General features: G+C 40.9%; 18 protein-coding genes. 11 read left to right on the forward strand and 7 right to left on the reverse strand.

The window, feature by feature from the left end:
• Positions 1–65 precede the first annotated feature (65 nt).
• From D464_RS0107090 to D464_RS0107100, 3 genes are read right to left on the reverse strand one after another with little or no spacing between them, the layout of a single operon-like run.
• Entirely contained in the window at positions 66–1,106 is a 1,041-nt protein-coding gene (locus tag D464_RS0107090; protein WP_018910784.1) for an NAD-dependent epimerase/dehydratase family protein, read from the reverse strand.
• A gap of 14 nt (positions 1,107–1,120) precedes the next feature.
• Positions 1,121–1,855 (reverse strand): IspD/TarI family cytidylyltransferase, encoded by a 735-nt coding sequence (locus tag D464_RS0107095; protein WP_018910785.1) that lies wholly within the window; start codon positions 1,853–1,855, stop codon positions 1,121–1,123.
• A gap of 36 nt (positions 1,856–1,891) precedes the next feature.
• On the reverse strand, positions 1,892–2,722 hold the full coding sequence (locus D464_RS0107100) for a LicD family protein (protein WP_018910786.1): 831 nt from the start codon (positions 2,720–2,722) through the stop codon (positions 1,892–1,894).
• A gap of 469 nt (positions 2,723–3,191) precedes the next feature.
• On the opposite strand from D464_RS0107100, the gene D464_RS0107105 reads away from it, so the two are divergent.
• From D464_RS0107105 to D464_RS0107150, 10 genes are all read left to right on the forward strand, one after another.
• Complete coding sequence (locus D464_RS0107105) at positions 3,192–6,632, forward strand: leucine-rich repeat domain-containing protein (protein WP_051076961.1); 3,441 nt, start codon at positions 3,192–3,194, stop codon at positions 6,630–6,632.
• 15 nt (positions 6,633–6,647) lie between these two features.
• Positions 6,648–6,833, forward strand: a complete 186-nt coding sequence (locus tag D464_RS0107110; RefSeq protein ID WP_024985762.1) for a hypothetical protein — start codon at positions 6,648–6,650, stop codon at positions 6,831–6,833.
• A 252-nt stretch (positions 6,834–7,085) separates the two neighbouring features.
• Positions 7,086–8,921, forward strand: coding sequence for a phosphoethanolamine transferase (locus tag D464_RS0107115; protein WP_018910789.1), 1,836 nt, complete (start codon positions 7,086–7,088; stop codon positions 8,919–8,921).
• Complete coding sequence (locus tag D464_RS0107120) at positions 8,918–10,030, forward strand: acyltransferase family protein (protein ID WP_018910790.1); 1,113 nt, start codon at positions 8,918–8,920, stop codon at positions 10,028–10,030. The genes D464_RS0107115 and D464_RS0107120 overlap by 4 nt, the downstream gene beginning before the upstream one ends.
• Before the next feature lie 36 nt (positions 10,031–10,066).
• On the forward strand, positions 10,067–11,092 hold the full coding sequence (locus D464_RS0107125; RefSeq protein ID WP_018910791.1) for an acyltransferase family protein: 1,026 nt from the start codon (positions 10,067–10,069) through the stop codon (positions 11,090–11,092).
• On the forward strand, positions 11,092–11,970 hold the full coding sequence (locus tag D464_RS0107130) for a decaprenyl-phosphate phosphoribosyltransferase (RefSeq protein WP_018910792.1): 879 nt from the start codon (positions 11,092–11,094) through the stop codon (positions 11,968–11,970). Before D464_RS0107125 ends, D464_RS0107130 begins: the two co-directional genes overlap by 1 nt.
• Positions 11,971–11,983: 13 nt before the next feature.
• Complete coding sequence (locus D464_RS0107135; RefSeq protein ID WP_024985763.1) at positions 11,984–12,595, forward strand: HAD-IB family hydrolase; 612 nt, start codon at positions 11,984–11,986, stop codon at positions 12,593–12,595.
• 1 nt (position 12,596) lies between these two features.
• Positions 12,597–12,983, forward strand: a complete 387-nt coding sequence (locus tag D464_RS0107140; RefSeq protein ID WP_018910794.1) for a GtrA family protein — start codon at positions 12,597–12,599, stop codon at positions 12,981–12,983.
• Between the two features lie 72 nt (positions 12,984–13,055).
• The gene (locus D464_RS0107145) at positions 13,056–14,408 is read left to right on the forward strand and encodes a DUF6080 domain-containing protein (protein ID WP_018910795.1); all 1,353 of its coding nucleotides are present in this window, start codon (positions 13,056–13,058) and stop codon (positions 14,406–14,408) included.
• A gap of 12 nt (positions 14,409–14,420) precedes the next feature.
• Entirely contained in the window at positions 14,421–15,782 is a 1,362-nt protein-coding gene (locus tag D464_RS0107150; RefSeq protein WP_018910796.1) for a DUF6080 domain-containing protein, read from the forward strand.
• A gap of 85 nt (positions 15,783–15,867) precedes the next feature.
• Here the strand turns inward: D464_RS0107150 and D464_RS0107155 are convergent, their stop codons facing one another.
• Together D464_RS0107155 and D464_RS0107160 are read right to left on the reverse strand one after the other, a co-directional pair.
• Positions 15,868–16,692 carry a glycosyltransferase family 2 protein gene (locus tag D464_RS0107155; RefSeq protein WP_004382791.1) on the reverse strand — a complete coding sequence of 275 codons (825 nt, stop codon included), beginning with the start codon at positions 16,690–16,692 and terminating at the stop codon, positions 15,868–15,870.
• Positions 16,693–16,721: 29 nt separating this feature from the next.
• A complete protein-coding gene (locus tag D464_RS0107160) occupies positions 16,722–18,161 on the reverse strand; it encodes a lipopolysaccharide biosynthesis protein (RefSeq protein ID WP_018910797.1) in 1,440 nt (479 codons plus the stop codon).
• 719 nt (positions 18,162–18,880) lie between these two features.
• On the opposite strand from D464_RS0107160, the gene D464_RS0107165 reads away from it, so the two are divergent.
• Positions 18,881–19,855 (forward strand): helix-turn-helix domain-containing protein, encoded by a 975-nt coding sequence (locus D464_RS0107165; protein WP_018910798.1) that lies wholly within the window; start codon positions 18,881–18,883, stop codon positions 19,853–19,855.
• Between the two features lie 11 nt (positions 19,856–19,866).
• On the opposite strand, the gene nadD is transcribed toward D464_RS0107165, so the two are convergent.
• Both nadD and gmk read right to left on the reverse strand, forming a co-directional pair.
• Positions 19,867–20,523 (reverse strand): nicotinate (nicotinamide) nucleotide adenylyltransferase, encoded by a 657-nt coding sequence (gene nadD / locus D464_RS0107170; protein ID WP_018910799.1) that lies wholly within the window; start codon positions 20,521–20,523, stop codon positions 19,867–19,869.
• Complete coding sequence (gmk, locus tag D464_RS0107175; protein ID WP_051076962.1) at positions 20,524–21,141, reverse strand: guanylate kinase; 618 nt, start codon at positions 21,139–21,141, stop codon at positions 20,524–20,526. It abuts the gene before it with no gap.
• Positions 21,142–21,166: the final 25 nt, after the last annotated feature.

Raw genomic sequence — 21,166 nt, forward strand, 5'->3', positions numbered from 1 at the left:
AGTAGGTTTGTAAAGTGTTCTTTTAATTATTTTAACTGGCTGTTGGAGGTAGAATACTTCATGTTCTACTCTTCTTTCATGGAGGCTATTAAGCGATGGAACATTTCCTTTATATTATAATAAGGTGTCCATCCCAATGTCTGTATTCGTTGTGTATCTAAGCGTAATTTGGTGGTAGGTGAATAGCCTAAACCCTCTTGCATCTCAATTACAACATGCACATGATCAGGGTTGAACGTCTCGGCAACGAGCTCAGCCATTTGTCGAATGGAGATGTAAGTTGCTTCATTTGCCACATTATATGCTGTTCCGTCTTCACCTTTCAATAGAATATAAAGCATGGCACTGATCGCATCTGTCGTATAGCAATAACACCTACTTAATTCGCCAGTTGTATGTAAGATGATGTCTTCGTTATGGATAACGCTACGTGCAAACTGCGCAAAGACGCGGTTGTCCTGTTTGCTAACTCCTGCGCCAAAGGTTTGTGCCAATCGTGCAACCTTTACTTTTACTTGCTTCTCCACAGCATAGTTATGACATAACCCTTCTGCTGCACGCTTTGCCAAAGGGTAACTACTACGGGTTGCCATAGGGTTCAGATAACCTTGTTTGTCCTCTGTGAGTGGGGTAGAGTCATCTGTTATTGTACCATAGACTTCCAATGTTGAGGCTAAAACAAGTGATTCCAACTTTGCTTGCTCTGCATAGTTGAGGATATTCTGCATACCCATATAAACCGTATTCATCGTTTCTACGGGTTTTTCAACGAAGTCTTTTGATGCGGTGGGGGCTGCAAAGTGGAAAAGATAATCCACCTTTCTCTTCGGTTGGAAAGGTTCCGTTGAACTGAAGTCATATTGATAATAGCTGAGCTCCTCACGCTCTTCTCCAAAGAGGCGAACAGCTTTCTCCATATTTCGTACTACTGCCACAACATGTAAATTGATGCCTCTTTGTGCCTTCAAAGCCAATAGACAACGCACCATACAAGCTCCTAACAGTCCCGTTGAACCTGTTACAGCAATTGTCTTACCCTCTAACTCTGTGGCTAAAGCAAACCGAGACGCAAAGAGCTGTATGTCTTCTTTCAGTATGTTATTCATCTTCTTCCTCGTTCTTACAATCCAAATATCTGTTGATCTTCATGTACCTGAACCATAGCACGCAGTACGAAATAGTCTGTTGGAGTCGTAATCTTGATATTCTCCATGGGTCCGATAACTGTTGCCACCTTATGTCCATAATGGCTCATCATCGTACAAGAGTCTATAAAGTCATGTCTTCCTTCCTGCAAAGCACGTCGATGTGCTGCCATGATATCCGATAGACGGAAACTCTGCGGAGCACGAGCAATGAGTGATCTAGCACGTGAAGGAATCTCTAAATTGCCATCATCTTGTTTCACAATAAAGGTTTCGGTGGCAGGAATACAGGTGATACAGCTTCCTTCCTCTTCTACCTTCTTGATATTATCGGTGATGGTTTCTTCCGTTATCAATGGTCGTACACCATCATGGATTAGTACGGTTGTCTGCTTCGCATCAGCCTTATGTTCTTGTGCATACTCTTCGGCAGCACATAAGCCATGGTAGATAGATTCCTGCCCAGTACTCCCTCCAGGCACAATCTTCACCACTTTGTTGATTTCAAACTTGCGTATCTGCTTTTCTAAGAAGGGTATCCAACTCTCGATACAGGCTACAACAATGGCATCAATAGCCTCATGGTTATCGAATAACTCTAGTGTGTAAATGATAATCGGCTTACCATTGAGGTCAAGAAACTGCTTCGGTCTTGACTTTGTGTGCATGCGGAGACCAGAGCCTCCAGCGAAGATTACGGCGATATTCATACGTTGCTTTTAGAAGATTAATTATCCCTTTGCCTCTTACTTGAATTCAACATCAATCTTATGTCTGTCACGCTTATCCCTTGGAGGCAAGTCCATGTAATTGCCATAAGCAATCCTACAAAGCCCCTCAGGGTCAGCTGGCCCTTCAAAAGTATATCCTTCGAAGACGATGTCTTTGTGAGGAATCATGTATTGACGTGGGTTCTGCTCATAAAACCATGCTCCGTATGAGTGCATGTATAGGTCAGGATTGCCAAAGAGCCTACCGAGGATGCGGAAACATGGAAACACAATGTGGTGTAAGAAATCGTAACCAAGCTGTGCTAACATGGGGTATCTGCCAGCAAATTGTAAGTTGAGATTCACTGATAGTTTAGCTGCAAGGCGTTGTAAAGAGGGTATCATATATCCTTCGTAAGGGAAGATATCAATATGCAAGCCCCTAAACTTCTGTGCTTCATGCACTCTTCTGTTCTCACTGTCACTTGCTTCATGACTGCGATTCTCACTCTTTAGGTCGCGCAGGCAAGCCCATGCTTTATAGAAACCAGGGTCAGTATCATTGTCTTGCAGCACATATTGAGGGTGAGGGTGGGCTTTGAGGTAATCACAAAGACGCTTGAAATCATAATAGCTCACCACCATATCAATGTCATCATCCCATGGAATAAAGCCACCATGACGCAGAGCACCGAGCACATTACCACCATCCAACCTACAAGGAACGCCTATCTTTCGTGCAGTCTCTTGTAGATAGATAGCCATATCCAATAATCTTAATTGTGCTTTACGTAGCACCGAACCGTCTGGATTATATTCCTGTCTCAAACTCTCCTGAGTCTCCCCCGTGTTGAATGTTTCTGTCATCTCTTCTCGTTATGTTTCGTGCAAAGATAATAAAAGATTGTCCTTTTAATCACATATAAACCCGAGTTTATTTTTAATTCACGTTGCTGTCACTTTTAATATTTCGTGTAACATGTTTATTTTTAACTATTTACCCATTGCAGAATAGTGATACTTATGACAGTAAATTTGATTTTCTTTTTCACCTTCCTTCCAGATTCTTTTCCTTTTTAAATATAAATAACCTTAAAGAGAAACAAAATAGCACTATGAGAAAAATTTTTAAACGTAAAGAGCAATTTTAAATACGTTTTAAGAAATTAATAAATCTCTTATAAGTGCTAACTTGTACACCTACAAATCTGTGTATTTGAGTGATGTGTTCAAACGACAGGTATAAAAGAATTAGCTTTAAATGGTTCGACTAAAAAAATGATAATTATTCTTATAGATTTGAGAATAGAATATTTAACCAAATTAATAATTAAGTATGAGAGTAAAGTTAAAGTATTTTAGACTATTTGCAATCGCTTTTTTAATGCTGTTGCTTCCTAAGCAAATGGCTGCGTATACAGATGGAGACATTGTCAAACATGACGGTATCATCTATCAGGTAGTAAAAGCAAGTGAAAGTACCTTGTCGTTTGTCGGAACAGAGCAGACTAAGACGGGCGCCGTCACTATCCCCGACAAATGGAGTGATAACAAAGGTGTTACCTTTCGTGTTACGAAAGTGGGTGGAAATGAGACCTATACATGTACTGGTGTGACTGATATCACCCTACCGGAAGGAATTAAAACTATTGACTATGCGTCTTTTAGTGGTGCAGAACTAAACACCCTAAAAATTCCTGCCTCAGTCACAAGTATATCTCACAATACTTTTTATAGAGTAAGGAAGATGCCAAAGATAAAGGTTGATACAGGTAATACATTATTCACAGATGATGGGCATGGAGCTCTATATTCTAAGGATATGACAGAACTTTATGCGGTTCCAACTGATGCGGACAATGCACAAGGCGGAACTTACACTGTAGATCCCAGAGTAAAAAAGATATATCATACGGCTTTCCTCAATTATTCGCAGACTAATGGTATAAAGAAAATTATTCTTCCACCTCATTTGCAAGAGATTGAAACAGATTTCCCTAGTTTCTCACAGATAAATACTTTAGAGGCGTACGTAATGCCAAGTAATGCTGATGCTGGTCCATACAAAGTAGATAACGGGGTATTGTTCAAGAATAATACATTAGTTCAATATCCTCGTAACAAGCAGGACAAAGATTATACGGTTCCGAGTTGGGCAACTGATATAGCAAAGCGTGCTATTGATGCTGCAAAGAAAATAGAGAGCATCAACTTGAATAATGTAACCCAAGTTAACGAGAATTCGATTTTTGGCTGTGAACAGTTGAAAACAGTGACTCTACCAAAAGATCTAAAAAAAGAAGGAGCTATCGGTGCTATTGCCAACTGTCCGAAGATTAGCGAATACAGAACAGCTTCTGGTTGCGTAAACTTTATAGAAGAAGATGGCGTAATCTACAGTAATCCCGACAAGTCGACACTTTATTTCTTTCCACCAGCAAAACCAGTTCCAAATGGAAAATTTACCATTCCCTCTTCTGTCAAGACAATTGAGGCATACGCATTTATGGGAAATAAGAACATCAGAGAGGTAATGATTCCCAAAACTGTTACAGCTATTAAAAAACAGGCTTTTAGTACATTTACACAGTTAGAAAAGGTTACGTTTGAAAGTCCGTCATCCTGCTCAACAATTGATGCTGGTGCGTTTGGATGGAATGGAAAATTGAAAGAGATTACTCTTCCTGCAGCTTTAACCGAACTGGATAAAGTTTTCATTGACGATGAGGGGTTGGAGACTATCAATGTTCCTGATAACTCTAAACTGAAGACAATAAAGAGTGGTGCACTCCAACTTACAAAGAACTTGAAGCATTTCAACTTCCTAGGTAGCTGTGATCTAGAGGTTATTGAAGATGGGGCTTTTCAGAATTTGAACAATCTGGAGGGGATTAACTTCCCCAAGAATGTAACCACTATTGGAAGTAATGCTTTTAACGGCTGTAGGAATATGACAACGGCCAAGTTTGACGACAATGCCAAGGTTGAAATAATAAAGACAGGTGCTTTTGCCGATTGTGGATTGACCTCTATTAGTATTCCTAACAGTGTAAAGAAGTTGGAGAGTGAGGCATTCCGCAAATGTGCTGCCCTGACAACTGTCAATCTATCAAAGAATGTTGAGGAAATTAGCTCACAGGCCTTCAAGTATTGTGAGAAACTTACAGCTATCAACGTTAACAAGGAAAACACAAGGTACTCAAGCGTAGATGGTTACCTTCTGTCTCATGACAAGACAGAACTGATACTCTTCCCTCATGGGAAGGCAAGCGAACACTTTAACCTCTTGCCACCTTCTATCACCAAGATTGGTGACTATGCTTTTTATGAGTGTACTGCCTTGAAAAATGTCGTTATTCCAAACAAAGTAACGGAGATAGGCGAACGTGCATTCAGCCTGTGTAAGAATTTGAACACCATTGCCTTCCTTTGTGATGCAATGATAAATCCAACAAAGATCAATCAGGCTGAAAACAAACGTAGTTTTGATAATGGAACCGCAGGGACAACAAATATGCCCCAAAATATTGATATCTATGTACGTCAAAATCTACTTAATGCCTATAAGAGTAACTCTTTTTACAGTGGCTTCAAGAGTATCAATCCCTCTTTCATAAAGGATGATTTGGAGTATCTTCCTGTATCTGACAATGCCGTAGATCTCCTTGAAGTAAAAAACACCGATTATACTTTCGTTGTACCTGAAAAAGTTGAGTATAAGGGCAAGAGCTACAATGTTAATATGATTGGTGATTATGCTTTCCAAAAAACAGCTAGTGATGTACATGAGGTGATTGTGAAGAAGAATGTAGAGTACATCGGTGCCAAGGCTTTCAAAACTAATATTGATGCTAACACATCAACGATTGAAAATGTATTTTTCCTTGCTTCTGAACCGACAAATAAAATGCTTAGTACAACTCGCTTTGAATTGGATGAAACCGAAACTAATTATAATGAATTTGCTCCTTCAACAAATATCTATGTAAAGAAATCACAGTTGGAGAAATACAAGACAGCATGGGATAAGAAAGTTTACGATAAAACGACACATGGCTATGTAGAAAGCCATATGAACTTTATTAGTCAGATAGACTATAAGATTCCTGATGTAAAGATCCTGCATAAGTATGGTACATTCGCCCGTGAGTTTGATACTGACTTTAGTCAATATTATAAGGAGAAAGGAGCCTGCGATATGGGTGCATTTGTCGCACCAATTTCTAACATCACACAGGGTAGTGGAGATTATGGTGCAGGCAAATATATGATCCGTATGACAAGTACTGATGAAAATGGTGGAGTTACTGGTAATCATGGATATGTACCAGCTGGGGTTGGCGTTCTGTTAAAAGTTCTGGATGGTGAGAAGACTTCTGATGACTTCTTCTATACTATTGGAGAAGAGGACAATAAGACATACACTATCGTTGGTAATATGATGACAGGCATCACTGTTAATCCAAAGAAGATTACAAAGGGTTCTGAGCCTATCTATGTTGTTTCAGCTTCAAAGGGCATCTTCATGAAAGCTCCAGTGACACTTGATATGCCTATACATAAAGCATACGCCAGAATTCCAGATGTGCCAGCAGGTGCTAAGGTGATGTTCATTTTCTCAGATGACAATTCCTCTGCAACAAGGATTGATACTATTGGTGCAACTTCAACAACTAATGATATCAATGGGAGATACTACAACCTTCAAGGGCAGCGTGTAGAGCATCCAAAGTATGGCATATATATCCATAATGGAAAGAAAGTTATTATAAAGTAAGGAGAGGGAACAATTATGAAGAAAAAAAGATATATCATACCGTCAATTGAGAACTTTTACTTTTCTATCGAAAGCTTGATGATTACTGCCAGCCCCGGCATAACAAATGATGAGTTTGATCCAGAAAATGATGAGGTCGGGGCAAAGGAGGGACCTTCTTTCGATACAGAATATCCTAATTATTCTCCTTGGAAAGATTAATTATTGGATAGAGACAATATAAATATCATTAAGAGGGTGTACTATTGGTACACCCTCTTGACTGTTATACAGGGGTATGATGGCTAGCCACATATATACCCCTAATCATTTAGGAAACTACTTAAGAGGAAAGGCAAGCCTCGAAGTAGAAATAATCCTGAACAATAAGATTTTTCGTAGTGTTAATTCTGTTGTTAAAAGTTGGCATATCATAAATTTAAATTAACTTTGCACGGAAATGAACGTGTATATATGAAATTCTTGAGACGTGTAGCTTGCTTACTAAATAAGGTGTATCAGCCTATTAAGGAGAATGCCCGATTCTTTTTCTTCATGTATTTCCTTGGCGTGTTAGTCACGTTTGAAGAGTTGCCAAAGAATAATCCGAATGCATGTGTCTATGGTAATCTTTGGTTAGAACTCTTCCTTGATTTGTACGTTGTATGTCTATTGCTTACATTCGTCCCGATGCGTGTACGCCGATGGATTCGTGCTTTCTTATATATTATTGCCTATGCAACGACAATAGCAGATGTGTTCTGTTGGGAGAAGTTTCAATCGACATTAAACCCTTCTATGTTGCTGCTTGTAGGGGAAACCGATGGGAGAGAAGCAAGTGAGTTCTTTAGTAGTTATTTCAGCGCAGACTTGCTCTTTTCTGGTGTCGGGCTGGTTCTGTTGGTCATGCTCATCCATATTCTTTGTGCCTTCTGGGGCAAGATTAGAATACAAATGTCCGAACGATTGAGGAAGAGATATGCAGTTATTATTAATGGAATCAATCGTTTTCAATATGTGTTAGGAGCGTTATGTTTGGGCTTATTGGTGTGGTCTGCTTGTACTTCTGCACATAATAAGAAAGAAATGGTACAGATGTTTTCGATGGATACGATAGGTTCCGTCGAACATGAACTGACCACAAGTGATTGCGCACAGTTCTATCTTCCCATGTATAGACTTGCCTTTAGTATCTTTGCAAATGAGTTAGCTTCACAGCAGATAGACCGATTGATTGAGGCAAAGGACAAGGTGAAAGTGGATAGTTGTACGTTTAAATCGCCTAATATTGTCCTTATCATCGGTGAAAGTTATGGCAAACATCATTCGCAACAGTATGGTTACTTCATGCCAACAACACCTCGACAGATAAAGTTACAGAAGTCTGGTTTACTCGTTCCATTCAGTGATGTTGTATCGCCATGGAACCTTACTAGCTTTGTCTTTAAGAATGTCTTTTCTCTACATGTGGTGGGAGAGAAGGGTGAGTGGTGCGATTATCCTCTCTTTCCAGAGCTTTTTCGTAAGGCTGGTTACCATGTGACATTCATTACCAACCAGTTCTTACCAAAGGCAAAGGAGGCTGTTTATGATTTTAGTGGCGGTTTCTTCTTAAATCATCCAGAGCTTTCTCAAGCTATGTTTGATACTCGTAATGATCAATTATATCAATATGATAGTGGTTTACTTGATGACTTCGATAAAAAAGAGAAGCAGCAGAGTACCGATCATAACCTTATTATCTTTCATCTAATTGGGCAGCATGTGGCTTACAAACAACGCTATCCAAGCGATAGAAGGCACTTTCATGCAGATGATTATGCCAACAAACGGAGTGATCTGAATGTGAGTGAACGTAGCGTCTTGGCGCATTATGACAATGCAATACTATACAATGACTCAATAGTAAACCAAATCGTCAAACGTTTCAAGAATCAAGATGCCATCGTCATTTATATGCCTGACCATGGAGAAGAGTGTTACGAAGGGAATAGAGGCTTTATTTGTAGGAAGCATTCAGCCGCTATTGACTATGATTTGGCTAGGTATGAATTCGAGATACCATTCTGGGTTTATTGTTCAAAGAAGTATGTTGCAAATCATCCCGAGGTGTTCCGTGAGATCAAAGCAGCGAGGAATCGTCGTTTTATGACAGATGCCTTGCCTCACATGTTATTGTATTTAGCGGGCATCCATACGAAGGATTATCATGCAGAATACAATATTTTGAGTTCGAAGTATGATGAGAAACGACCTCGATTATTAAAGAATACGACCGATTACGATAAACTTGTTGAAGCAAAGAAATGAAAAGAGAACTCTTGACAAGAGCAGAGTGTAATGCCTTGAGAGGCCTTGCCATCATAGGAATATTCCTCCATAACTATTGCCATTGGTTAGCTCCTGTGGTGAAGGAGAACGAGTATCAGTATTTTCAAGAGAATGTTAACTGGTTCTATCATGTGGTACATAGTCCGTTGGATAAGCTCTTCTTCTTTCATATTCTGTCTTTTTTCGGTCATTATGGCGTACCTGTTTTCCTCTTCCTTTCGGCTTATGGATTGACAATGAAGTATGAGCAACAGAGGGAAGTACCACAGGGAGATCGCCAACCCATGCAGGAAAAGTTACCAGTTTGGTGCTTTATTAAGTATCATTGGCTAAAGCTATTCCGCATGATGATCGTTGGCTTTGTTGCATTTACCATGTTGGACGCTATCACCCCTGGGGCACATCACTATGCAGTGATGGATATTATCGGTCAAATGGGACTTTTTAACAACCTCTTACCACACCCTGATGACATTATATGGCCCGGTCCTTACTGGTTCTTCGGACTGATGATTCAGTTCTATATCGTCTATCGGCTTTGCCTTTATCGGCGTCATTGGCTATGGAATGTGTTGTTAATCGTTATCTGTGCAGCCATCCAGTTGGCTTGTGAACCAGAAGGGGAAGCCTTGAATAGATGGCGTTATAACTTTATTGGAGGTATGCTTCCTTTTGGTTTTGGTGTGCTTTATGCTCGTTATATGCGCCCTTTGAATACAGCAACTCACCTTGTTTTGTTCGTATTATCATTGTTTGCTATTATCATGTTAAGCTTTAATTACATCACATGGTACTTCGTTCCGTTGGCTGTTTGTATAGCTTCTGTTAGTTTTGTAAAGCTAACCAGTAGATTGCAAATTGTCCAAAAGGAGTATAAAGCGGGCTTTATGGCAATGCTTACGTGGGTTGGTAGCATTTCTGCAGCACTATTTGTTTGTCATCCCATAACGCGTAAGATCTTCATACCACTGTCTCGTGAAGGGGATTACTGGACGGGACTTCTACTCTATATTATCAGCTCTATCTGCCTATCTTGGCTCTTTAAAGAATTAATGAAGCGTATTCCCAGCCCTCGACTAAAGAATTGATAAGTAACAAATTAACGGATTCATCGAAGAAAAGATATGAAGATAAAGGACATTGAATTAGCTAATATCAGCCGCTATCGAGGTGAGTTAATGGGTGCAGCCATGCTCTTTGTAATCCTATTCCATGTAGGGTTACCTCGTGAAGACATGTTCTTCGGATTGAGAAGAATGGGCAATATCGGTGTTGATATCTTCCTTTTTCTTAGCGGTATGGGACTTTGGTTCTCATGGACCAAACGCCCATCTTTGTCCCATTTCTTCACTCGTAGGTTCTTACGCATTTATCCTACTTGGTTGCTTTTAGCCTCTTTGTATTATATTCCCGACTACCTCGAATTATCCTTTGTACAACATAGTGGACATAGCGTAAGCATTATTGACTTGATAGGAGATATCTCGATTAATTGGGACTTTTGGTTACATGATGAGTTAACGTTCTGGTATATCCCTGCAATCATGCTCCTTTACCTGTTGAGTCCATTCTACATGAAGCTCATCCTCACGCACCCCATTTACCGATGGTTGCCTGTTGTGATGTTGATGTGGTGCATATTAGTACAATACGTTACACCGATTAATAATGCTGTCGGGCATTTGGAAATCTTTTGGAGTAGAGTTCCTATCTTCTTTATAGGCATTAATATGGCTGCAGCAGTGCAACGGAAAGATACGATGGATGGTACTTCAATATGGATGATATGGTTAATATTCATCATGGCATTGGCTTCCAGCATCTTTTTAGAGCAAGAGAAACATGGTCAATTCCCCTTATTTCTTGAGCGAATGTTATATATTCCCCTTACAATCACAACCATCTTATTATTGAATCGAGTGTTCCGTCGTACACCAACAACTATCAATAAGGTCTTCAAGTTCGTTGGAGCGTTGAGTCTGGAGGCTTATCTTATCCATGATCATTTTGTGTTAGCGTATGTGGAAAAGCTCCATTGGACTTATTGGCCTACCTTCTTATTGACCACCAGTATAACCTTATGCGCTGCATGGATTGTCCATCAGTTGTTAGAAAGAATTATAACACCCTTAGAGAATAAGCTGAAATAATGAAGAATCTCATCCGTTTAATACGCCCACATCAATGGGTTAAGAACCTTGTAGTACTCCTTCCTGTCTTTTTCGGAGGTGCGTTATTGCATATAGAGTCCGTTTATGCTGGACTCGTCACTGCCCTTTGTTTCAGTTTTGCAGCCTCTTCTATCTATTGCCTGAACGATATTGTGGATGTAGATGACGATAGGCGACATCCAGTGAAGTGCCATCGCCCTTTTGCGTCGGGCGCAATCAGTATCACACAAGGGTATATACTTATATTCTTGATGTTCATTCTTTCGATGCTTTCGACCTTTTTGTTGCGTCACAACCAACTGGAGACAGCATCCGTAATCTTGTTTTATTGGATCCTAAATATAGCCTATTGTTTGAAGTTAAAACAATATGCAATCATTGATGTATGCGTTGTTTCCTTTGGATTTGTACTCCGCATCCTTGCGGGTGGATATGCTACAAGCATTCATCTAAGTAAGTGGATCGTCCTAATGACCTTTCTTCTCATGCTCTTCTTGTCCTTTGCTAAGCGACGAGATGATGTTGTTCGAATGAATGAAACAGGGCATGCACCACGCCAAAATACCATTCGTTACAACCTAACTTTCATCAATCAAGCCATCACGATAACAGCCAGTGTGACCCTCGTGTGCTATATTATGTACACAGTTAGCCCTGAGACCATCCAGAACTTCCACACGGATTACCTCTATCTGACCAGTATTTTTGTCCTTGTTGGTCTATTACGTTATATCCAAATCGCTGTTGTTGATAAGAGAAGTGGCGATCCAACGAAGGTGATGTTGCATGATCGTTTCATGCAATTTGTCGTTTTGGCTTTTGGATTAGCTTTCCTTTTCATTATTTATGTACTATAAGAAAGGGGGACAGATGATGGTAAAGAAGGTTTATGCTTTCGACTTCGATGGTACATTAACGACGAAGGATACACTCTTAGAGTTCATTCGCTTTGCTCGAGGAAATACTGCCTTCTTGTTTGGATTCTTATTGTTTTCCCCCTTACTGGTGCTCATGAAGTTAAAAATCTACCCCAATTGGAAGGCAAAACAACGGGTGTTCTCATGGTTCTTTAAAGGTATGCTGATAGATGATTTCAACCACCTTTGTACAGAGTTTGCCCTTCATAATAAGCAACTCCTGCGTCCGAAAGGAATGAAGGCAATAAAGAAAGCAATAGAGGAAGGTTCTCAAGTCGTGATTATCAGTGCGAGTATAGATAACTGGGTGCGTCCTTTCTTCGATGAAATGGGTAATAATATTATCGTTGTGGGTACTAAAATCGAAGTAAGCAATAACTATTTAACGGGCAAATTCATCACTAATAATTGTTATGGAGTAGAGAAAGTGCGACGCTTGCAAGCACTTTTCCCACAGCGAGAGACCTACACCTTAATTGCTTTCGGCGATAGTCGGGGTGATAAAGAACTACTGGCTTATGCCAATCAAGGCTTTTATAAGCCTTTTAGAGAGAGTCAGGAATAGGATGAAAACGTGTGTCTTAGATAAGAAGAAGCTCGGTGAAATCGTTAGATTCATCATCGTTGGCGGTTTAGCAACAGCCATCCAGTATGGCGTCTACCTACTTATGTTATTCTGGCTACAGCCCCTTTTGGCCAATACCATTGGTTACCTTGTGAGCTTCACCTTTAATTATATCGCCTCAACCCGCTACACCTTCCGTGTTAAGTCGACTACCAAACGAGGCTTAGGCTTCGTTTTCTCACATATAGTAAACTATCTCCTGCAAACCCTTACATTGCATGCTTTTCTGTTGTTAGGGCTCGATAAAAAGATAGCTATGATCCCAATGTTTGCTATTTGTGTCCCAATTAACTTCGTATTGGTGCGCTTCTTCTTGCATCGAAAGTAACTTACACATTACTACATTTGGTTGGCTCTGCTTTAATTAGTACCTTTGCAGCGGTTAATTAACAGTTATTTAATGCGTATATTCAATATATTTAAGGTAAGAAAAGAGGAACGTTGGCTTGCTCTTTCCATGCTTCTTGTGTTCATTCTGTTTAATGGCTTATTGATAGCAAGCCATTATCACACCTATACAATGGGTGCACATGGAGGCTTCTGGAGCATTTTTACCAAGCATTTCCGTATGTCTGGCTATGATAACTGGTCGTGGATAACCATCTCGGGGATGCGTATTCACTTCGTAACTAACCGTCATCCGCTTTACTTAACGTTCCTTTATCCCCTCTATCTATTGAATCATTGGCTCATAGAGACTGTTGGCTATAACTTTGCCGTGTATTTCATGGCAGCGATCATCATCTTTTCTGCTTTTTATGCGGTACTCTTTACGTATCGTGTCTTCCGTGAAGTCATGGAGATGAAACAGAAAGATGCAACGCTGCTAACACTCTTGCTCTTCTCTTTTGGGCATGTTCTCATCCCTTCCATGGTGCCTGACCACTTCATCGTATCGCTGATGTTTCTTTCAATGACGCTTTACATCGCTGGAATGAAGATGAAGAAAGGTCGATTACTAACGGCTTGGCAGTCCCTTATACTTACTTTCTTTACTGCAGGAATGGCCACTTCTAATGGTGCGAAGATCCTTTTAGCAGGGTTGTTTACCAATGGTAAGAAGATATTCACAGCTAAGTTTATTACCATCGGTATTGTTCTTCCTTTCTTACTGTTGCTTGGTATACAACAATCACAGTACTATCTCTTGGAAGTACCACAGCAGGCAGTTATCCATCATATCGAAAAGGAGAGTCTCAAGAAAGACCCACAAAAGGTGATAGAGCATAAGAAACAACGTAATGAATGGCAACGAGCGCACCTTGGGCAACCTGTTGGGAATGGTGCTATCACTAAGTGGTTGGATGTTAAAACACCCCGTGTTCCCACCCTCATAGAGAACTTCTTTGGAGAATCGATTCAACTCCATCAGCGTTACCTACTGAAAGATGTATCGTGGGAGAGGCCCATCTTTGTGACTTATAACTGGGGCTTGAATTATATGGTGGAGGCTTTTGTCGTCTTATTGTTCGTTATTGGTATAGTGGTAAGCTGTCGACAACGATTCTTCCAAATGCTTTTAGCATGGTTCGCATGCGACATCACCTTACATCTCATCCTTGGTTTCGGTATTACGGAAGTGTATATTATGACAGCTGGGTGGGCTTTCATTATCCCAATAGCATACGGATTCTTACTAAAGAAACTATCGATGAAATGGCAAAAAAGCCTGCGCGTGGCATTGATCCTACTAACTGCTTACCTGTGGATATACAATGGTGGACAGACAGTTTACTATTTACTGAATCAATAAAGATAAGGAACAATGCTAAATATCTTTGTTATCAAGCGCAGTGAAAGGGCTCTTTGTTTAGTGGCTATCCTATTTTTTGTAGTCCTGAATGCACTTATGATCGCCTATAACTACCATCTATTCACTAAAGGAGGTAACCTTGGTTTCTGGGGATTGTTCTTTGATCACTACACAGTCTCAGGCTTTGACAACCTTTCCTACATGACTTTATCAAGATGGAAAGTCTATTTCCGACTGTATCGCCATCCGTTACTTCCATCCTTCTACTATCCTTTCTATCTGCTTAATCATTGGTTGATGGGACTCACGGGGACTAATTTTGCTATCTTCATCGAGGCTTTCTTCAATGTAGTAGCAGACACTTATAGCTGTATTTTCATCTATCGTATTCTCAAAGAAGTAGTGAATTTATCGAGAAAAGATACCCTTCTCCTTACGGCGTTCTTCTTCTCTTTTGCCTCAATCTTGCTCACTTCCTTTGTACCAGACCACTTCGCATTCTCTCTCTTCTTCCTTTCTATGACGCTGTACATTGCAGGTAGAGTCATGAAACAGCCTCATGGACGCATGAAAGCATGGCAAAGTATGTTACTGGTGTTCTTTGCTTCGGGCGTATCACTTACTAATTTCGTGAAGATAGGGTTAGCCGATTGGTTCGTAAACGGCATGCGAACCTTCCGAATAAAGCATATCCTCGTTGGTTGCATACTCCCTTTAGCAGCACTCTTCGCCATTTATGAGTATCAGCAGACAACCTTTGTAGAGCCAGATGCACGTCTACAGGAACAGATAAAGGCGAAGAAATTAAGGAAAGATCATAAGTTTGCAGTGAGATATGAGAAGCAGCAAGAGTTTATGAAGAGCCGTGTTGGAACACAGGTAGCCAATAATCAGTTCTTTGAATGGACCGATCTCTCCAGCTCAAGGACTGATGCTGTTATTGAAAACCTCTTTGGAGAGAGCATACAACTGCATCAAGAACATACGTTGGAAGATGTGAATAAGTCGCGCCCCATCATCGTTAGATATAGTAGTGCAATGAATTACATTATTGAAGGAGTGATAGCTCTCCTCTTTTTAGGCGGTATCATCGTTGGAAGAAAGGATAAGTTCTTATTGATGTGTGTAACTTGGTTCGCCACAGACATCATCTTACACATCGTTTTAGGCTTCGGTATCATTGAGGTTTACATAATGGGAGCACACTGGCTCTTCGTCATTCCGATTGCAGTAGCTTATCTTCTTAAACACATTCAACCGATGAGGTTGAAGTTAGGGATGCGTTTACTCATAGCCAGCTTAGCTCTGGGTGTGTTCTTTTATAATATGAGTTTGATCGTTCCCTTTATGTTGCAAGGCTTCGTAGCACGCTAACAAAGCCTATAAAAAACATATATTCTGATTGCAAAAAAGTACTTTCTCTGCAATCAGGATATAGTGTTTAAAGTCTTTCTAACGCTTATAAATTCTCTTTGTAAGCAGTAAATGGCTTGCCGCAATACTGCCATTTACGAATAGCATTACGCAGTTTACAGCCATTCAATAGCTTATAAAGTTTAAAGAAAGGCTGATATAACTTGTTATTCTCAGGTAAGTATTGACCGTGATACTTATCCTTCAGTGCATCAGCATCACGTTTCCATATTGCTCCCCCTTGTGCTGTCTTGGTCTCTGGATAGATTCGGATAGCACCAAGGTTGCGGTTGATACGCCTTACCTTCAGCCCTGCTTCATACACACGAATGAGCCATTCCACATCCATTTTAGCGTGAAATGACTCATCAAGATAGCCTATCTTATCGAATATAGCACGTTTCCAGAACATTCCCGGTTGTGAGATATTATAGCAACCATGGCGGAAGAAGAAGTGACTCATTATAATATGAGTGAAGTTGATAATGGTTCCCTCCTTATCAATCTCAACCGTGTAGCCATTTGCGAAGTCTGTATCTGGATGATTGGAATAGAACTTTGCCACTGCAAGTAACGCCCCCGGGAGTAAGACATCATCGCTGTTTATCCAACAAACAATGTCTCCTGTCGCGCGGCGCATGCCCTTGTTGATAGCATTGCTTTGTCCCTTATCTTTCTCACTGCACCACCATGCAATCTTATCATCGTACTTCTTCAAAATATCTACGGTTCCATCGGTTGATCCACCATCACAGATAATGTACTCCAAGTTAGGATATTCCTGTCCTAAAACCGATTGAATGGTGGCTTCAATGAACTGTCCTTGATTAAACGAAGGCGTTACAACTGTTATTTTAGGATATTTCTTCATCTTTACTTAACCTTTCTTTGTTGTTGTCTTTATTTCTTTTTACGGATATAACCAATACAATCTTCCAATATTTGTGAGCCTGCCCACTTCATAATAAAGAAGTATAACAAGCCTGCTAAGACGATTCTCACGATCAAAAGAAGTAGGAGATTGTTCACAAAGGAAGTAATATAATAGGTGAAGATCATCACTCCCACTGATGCTAAGAGGTACGGACTGATATCTTTCAGAGCATCAATAAGTCGCAAACCGATTTCCCTTTTGGCAAAAAACTGCCATACAAAGAACCACAAGATAGTCACAACTGTATAAGCACTCACCATGAAGATGACCCCTTGACGATAATAGACAATGACAAAAGCTATCTGTGCCAAGATGAGAGCTACCGTACACCACATGTAGACAGCGGACTTTCCACGACTGATGATAAGGTTTTGATACATCGTATAAAAGGGTAGGAAAGCACCACTGATACACAGGATTCGCAGCAAGGGAATGCTATCTATCCATTTATCTGATATCAAGAGAATGATGAACTCGTGCGCTACCATTGATAGACCGAACATAGCGGGAAAGACTAAAAAAGCAGTGAATCGGAGCATTTTACGGAACACTTTCACCTGTCGACTGGGGTCGTTATTTACCTCAACAAGCACTGGCTGCGCCACTTGTGATATAGTACCAAAGACGAAAGTACTTGCCATTGTGTCCCATTTGAAGGCTTGCGAGAAGTTGCCAACAGCCTTTGCACTGTACAAACGACCGAATATAAAGGTAAGAATGTTTTGGCTTATTGTGTTCACAACAGTGGTTATTAAGATCTTATAACTAAATGAGAACATGTGCTTGATAGGGGTAAAGTCTATGTGAAAAGAGGGTCGCCAAGGAATGATAAAGAATCGCCAAAGACTGGTGAGAGCGATGTAAAGCATTTGTTGCCACGCCAAACTCCAATAAGCATAACCTTTCAGTGCGAGCACGATACCCACTGCGCCCGATACAGCTAAGCAGGTAATGCGCAGAATAGTAGTCTCCCTTACCATCATGTTTTTGAATAGGTAAGCCGCAGGAGTTGTCCCCAATGAGGAGAATAACAGCGAGGCAAAGATGAAGCGAGACAAGTTGATGAGTTCAGGATGATGGAAGAACGAGGCGATTAAAGGTGCTGAAAAGAATAAGACAGTGTAAGAGATCCATCCAACAAAGGCACTGAACCAAAAGACAGCATTATAGTCATTGTCCGATGGATGCTCCATGTTGGTAAGAGCCGAGGTGAATCCGCTCTCTTGTAAAGCACCGGCAATAGCCGTAAACACCGCTAACATACCCACTAAACCATAGTCGGAAAGTGAGAGCAAGCGTGCTAAGAAGATTCCAATAACTATATTCAGAAGCTGCATGGTACCATTGTTCAATGCCCCCCAAAACAGTCCCTTTGCAGTCTTCTCTCTAAGTGTCTCTTGTCCCATGATTGTCCTTTTAGCTACCTGAAAACCTCTTGTTCTCCCGTTCGATAGCCTTTTTTATAACTGAAAATAATTGAGTTGCAAATATAAGGCATTATCGTGAATAATCCAAAGGGATTGCCCTTTAATCGTAGAGAAAGCCTCACCTCCGCCCCCTCTCCGAATGGAGAGGGGGAGTAGATAGCATTATTTGCATACGAAGAAGACGTTATAAGTAGGGACAGACGCCCTCGTCTGTCCGCTAAACAGATAATTTCTTGTTAACTAATCGGCGTAAATGTGCGGACAGACGAGGGCGTCTGTCCCTACTTTGTGGCGTTATCTTCAATCGAAAATACTGATCGAGACTGGCTCCCGTTAGGCACTCCTCCCCTTTGGGGAGGCTGGGTGGGGTTTCCAGACGAGGGCGTCTGTCCCTACTTCGTGGCAATATCATTGATTAAAGGAACGCCCTTCTCCATTTGACGAGGGCGTTTCCTTGCAATGAAAAGGGCGTCTCTTCACATCGAAGAAACGCCCTCCTTGTTTGCAAACAACACTATCTACTCCCCTCTCCATTCGGAGAGGGGGCGGGGGAGAGGCTGTAGTGGGGTTGGGGTGAGGCTTCTTCTGAGGCGGGGATAGGCTTCTTCTCGTTTCAAAGAGATAAGCGTTATAATATTGAGATGTTTATTGCATGTTTGATAAAAAATGCTTATTTTTGTCGCAAGATATATTAGTGCATGATTGAAAAAGAAAAAGATTCCAGTGTTTCGAACTCTAGTTTTAAAGAGATTATAACACGTTTTGTAAACGAGAAACCACTTGTAAGAGGTGATGTATATGTAGGTTCTTCATTCGGAATTGCCTTTGGTTTGCCTCCATTCTTTAAGCCTATCTTTGAGAAGAGCAATCTGGTAAGATTGAATGTTATGCGTGTGCTAATCGTTAAGAGTGGGTGGTGTGAACCCGTCATCAACTTTAAGAGGTATCGTTGTGAGGCTGGTGACATGCTGTTTCTCAATTGGGGTGTAGTCATCAGTGACGATAGTTTCGGTCCAGGAACAACTTTCGATGGTTTTATAATGACGGAGGAATACATGAAGATGATATTTCATGGCAGGTTACCTAACGTGTTCCTCTCACCCAGCTTTTGCTTTTCTATACCTTTACAAAAGTCTGATCAGGATATTTGGGAGAAGTACATCCGTATGCTCTATGAGTTAGCACAAATGAAGTCAGACGGTATTAAGGATTCTTTGAATGCTCTTTTCGCATCGAGTTTGAGCTTTGCAGCATCGTTGTATCAGACGACAATGTCAATTGATAAGGCTCGTTGGACACGTAATAAAGAACTTGTAGAGCACTTTATACGCCTTGTGGATGAGCATGCAAAGACCGAACACGAACTTAACTTTTATGCTTCGAAGCTATGTGTTAGTACGCATTACTTAGGCATTGTGGTAAAGCAAGAGACGGGAAAGACTGCCAAGAATATTATAGATAAGTCTTTGCTGGTCTTGATACAACTTGAACTTAGATATTCAAACAAGCCTTTGAAGGTAATAGCAGATGAGTTGAATTTTGTCTCGATAAGTGCTTTGTGTAAGTTCTTTAAGCGGTGTACAGGGTTGACGACTGCGGCATATAGGGAGATGCCGGATACTCAACTCAGTGGGGAGCTGTCCTCGGATATTTTGGAAAGGAACTTAGATTAGCGTGTAAGAGCTTATTTGTAATATTGTAATATAAGGTCTTCTATCCTTGGGGGAACTAACTCTGTAATAGATTCCCCTTGCTTCACTCGTTGTCGGATGACCGTACTACTAATATCTATGAGTGGTATTTGGAGTATGCTAACATGGTTAGGAAGCTGGGAGGGAGTAGTTAGGTGGTTGTGTCGAGGATATACCACGATATTGTAGTGATTGATGATGTCCTCGGCATGATACCAATGATTGAAGGCTTGCCAATTATCCCCACCAACAAGAAGAGTGAATGTGTTGCGTGGGAAATCATGCTTGAGATGTTGTAAAGTGTTCCATGTGTAAGAAGGTTTCGATAGATGGAACTCATAGTCTGAAGCCTTGAAATGCGGTTCATCAAGTATCGCTTGCCTTACCATCTCCAATCGGAGATGGTCGTCTAAGAGCCTTTGATTCACTTTAAAAGGGTTCTGTGGAGACACCATGAACCATACTTCGTCCAGTTCTTTTTCGGTTAGAAAAGCCTTAGCAAGTGCTATGTGTCCCTTGTGGATAGGGTCGAAAGAACCGCCGAAGATGCCCACTGACAACCCTCCCTCTTCGTTGGAAGGAATAGAGATAAGGGGTGATACCTTTAGAGAAGAGGGTGAGTTGGGTGTTTGTTGGGTTTTCTGAACCATTTATAGAAAGGCTTTTATGGTCTCGTAAACCTCTTGCTTTGCTTTATCGAGGTCGTCATTGACAATCACTTTATCGAACTTATCAGCAAAAGTAAGTTCGTAGGAGGCTTTTGCAAGACGGCTCTCTATGGCTTCGGCACTATCTGTTTGTCTGCCAACCAAGCGTCGACGGAGTTCGTCAAGAGAGGGTGGTTGGATGAAGAAGCTCAATGCGCGTTCGCCATAGAAGCGTTTGATATTGCATCCCCCCTTAACATCTACATCAAAGACAACGTTCTGTCCAGCAGCAGATTGATGCTCTACTTGTTCCTTCAAGGTGCCGTAAAAGTGGTCTTTATACACTTCCTCATACTCTAAGAAATCGTCATTTTTGATTCTTTCTTTGAATTGCTCGGGTGAAAGGAAGATGTATTCAACACCATTCTGTTCGGTACCTCGTGGCGCACGAGTGGTACAACTAATGGAGAAAGCAAGCCTTAGTTCGGGGTGTTCCAGCATTAACCATTGAACGATGGTGCTCTTTCCTGCACCTGACGGAGCCGAAAAGATCAATAGTTTACCAGTGCTTTTTGCATCCTTAGAGCCTTCTGTCTGGGGTGTGGAATGCTGTTTTGACATATTGTTGAGTTGGGTGTTTGTCTTG

This window comes from Prevotella veroralis DSM 19559 = JCM 6290 (assembly GCF_000377625.1).
Lineage (GTDB): Bacteria > Bacteroidota > Bacteroidia > Bacteroidales > Bacteroidaceae > Prevotella > Prevotella veroralis.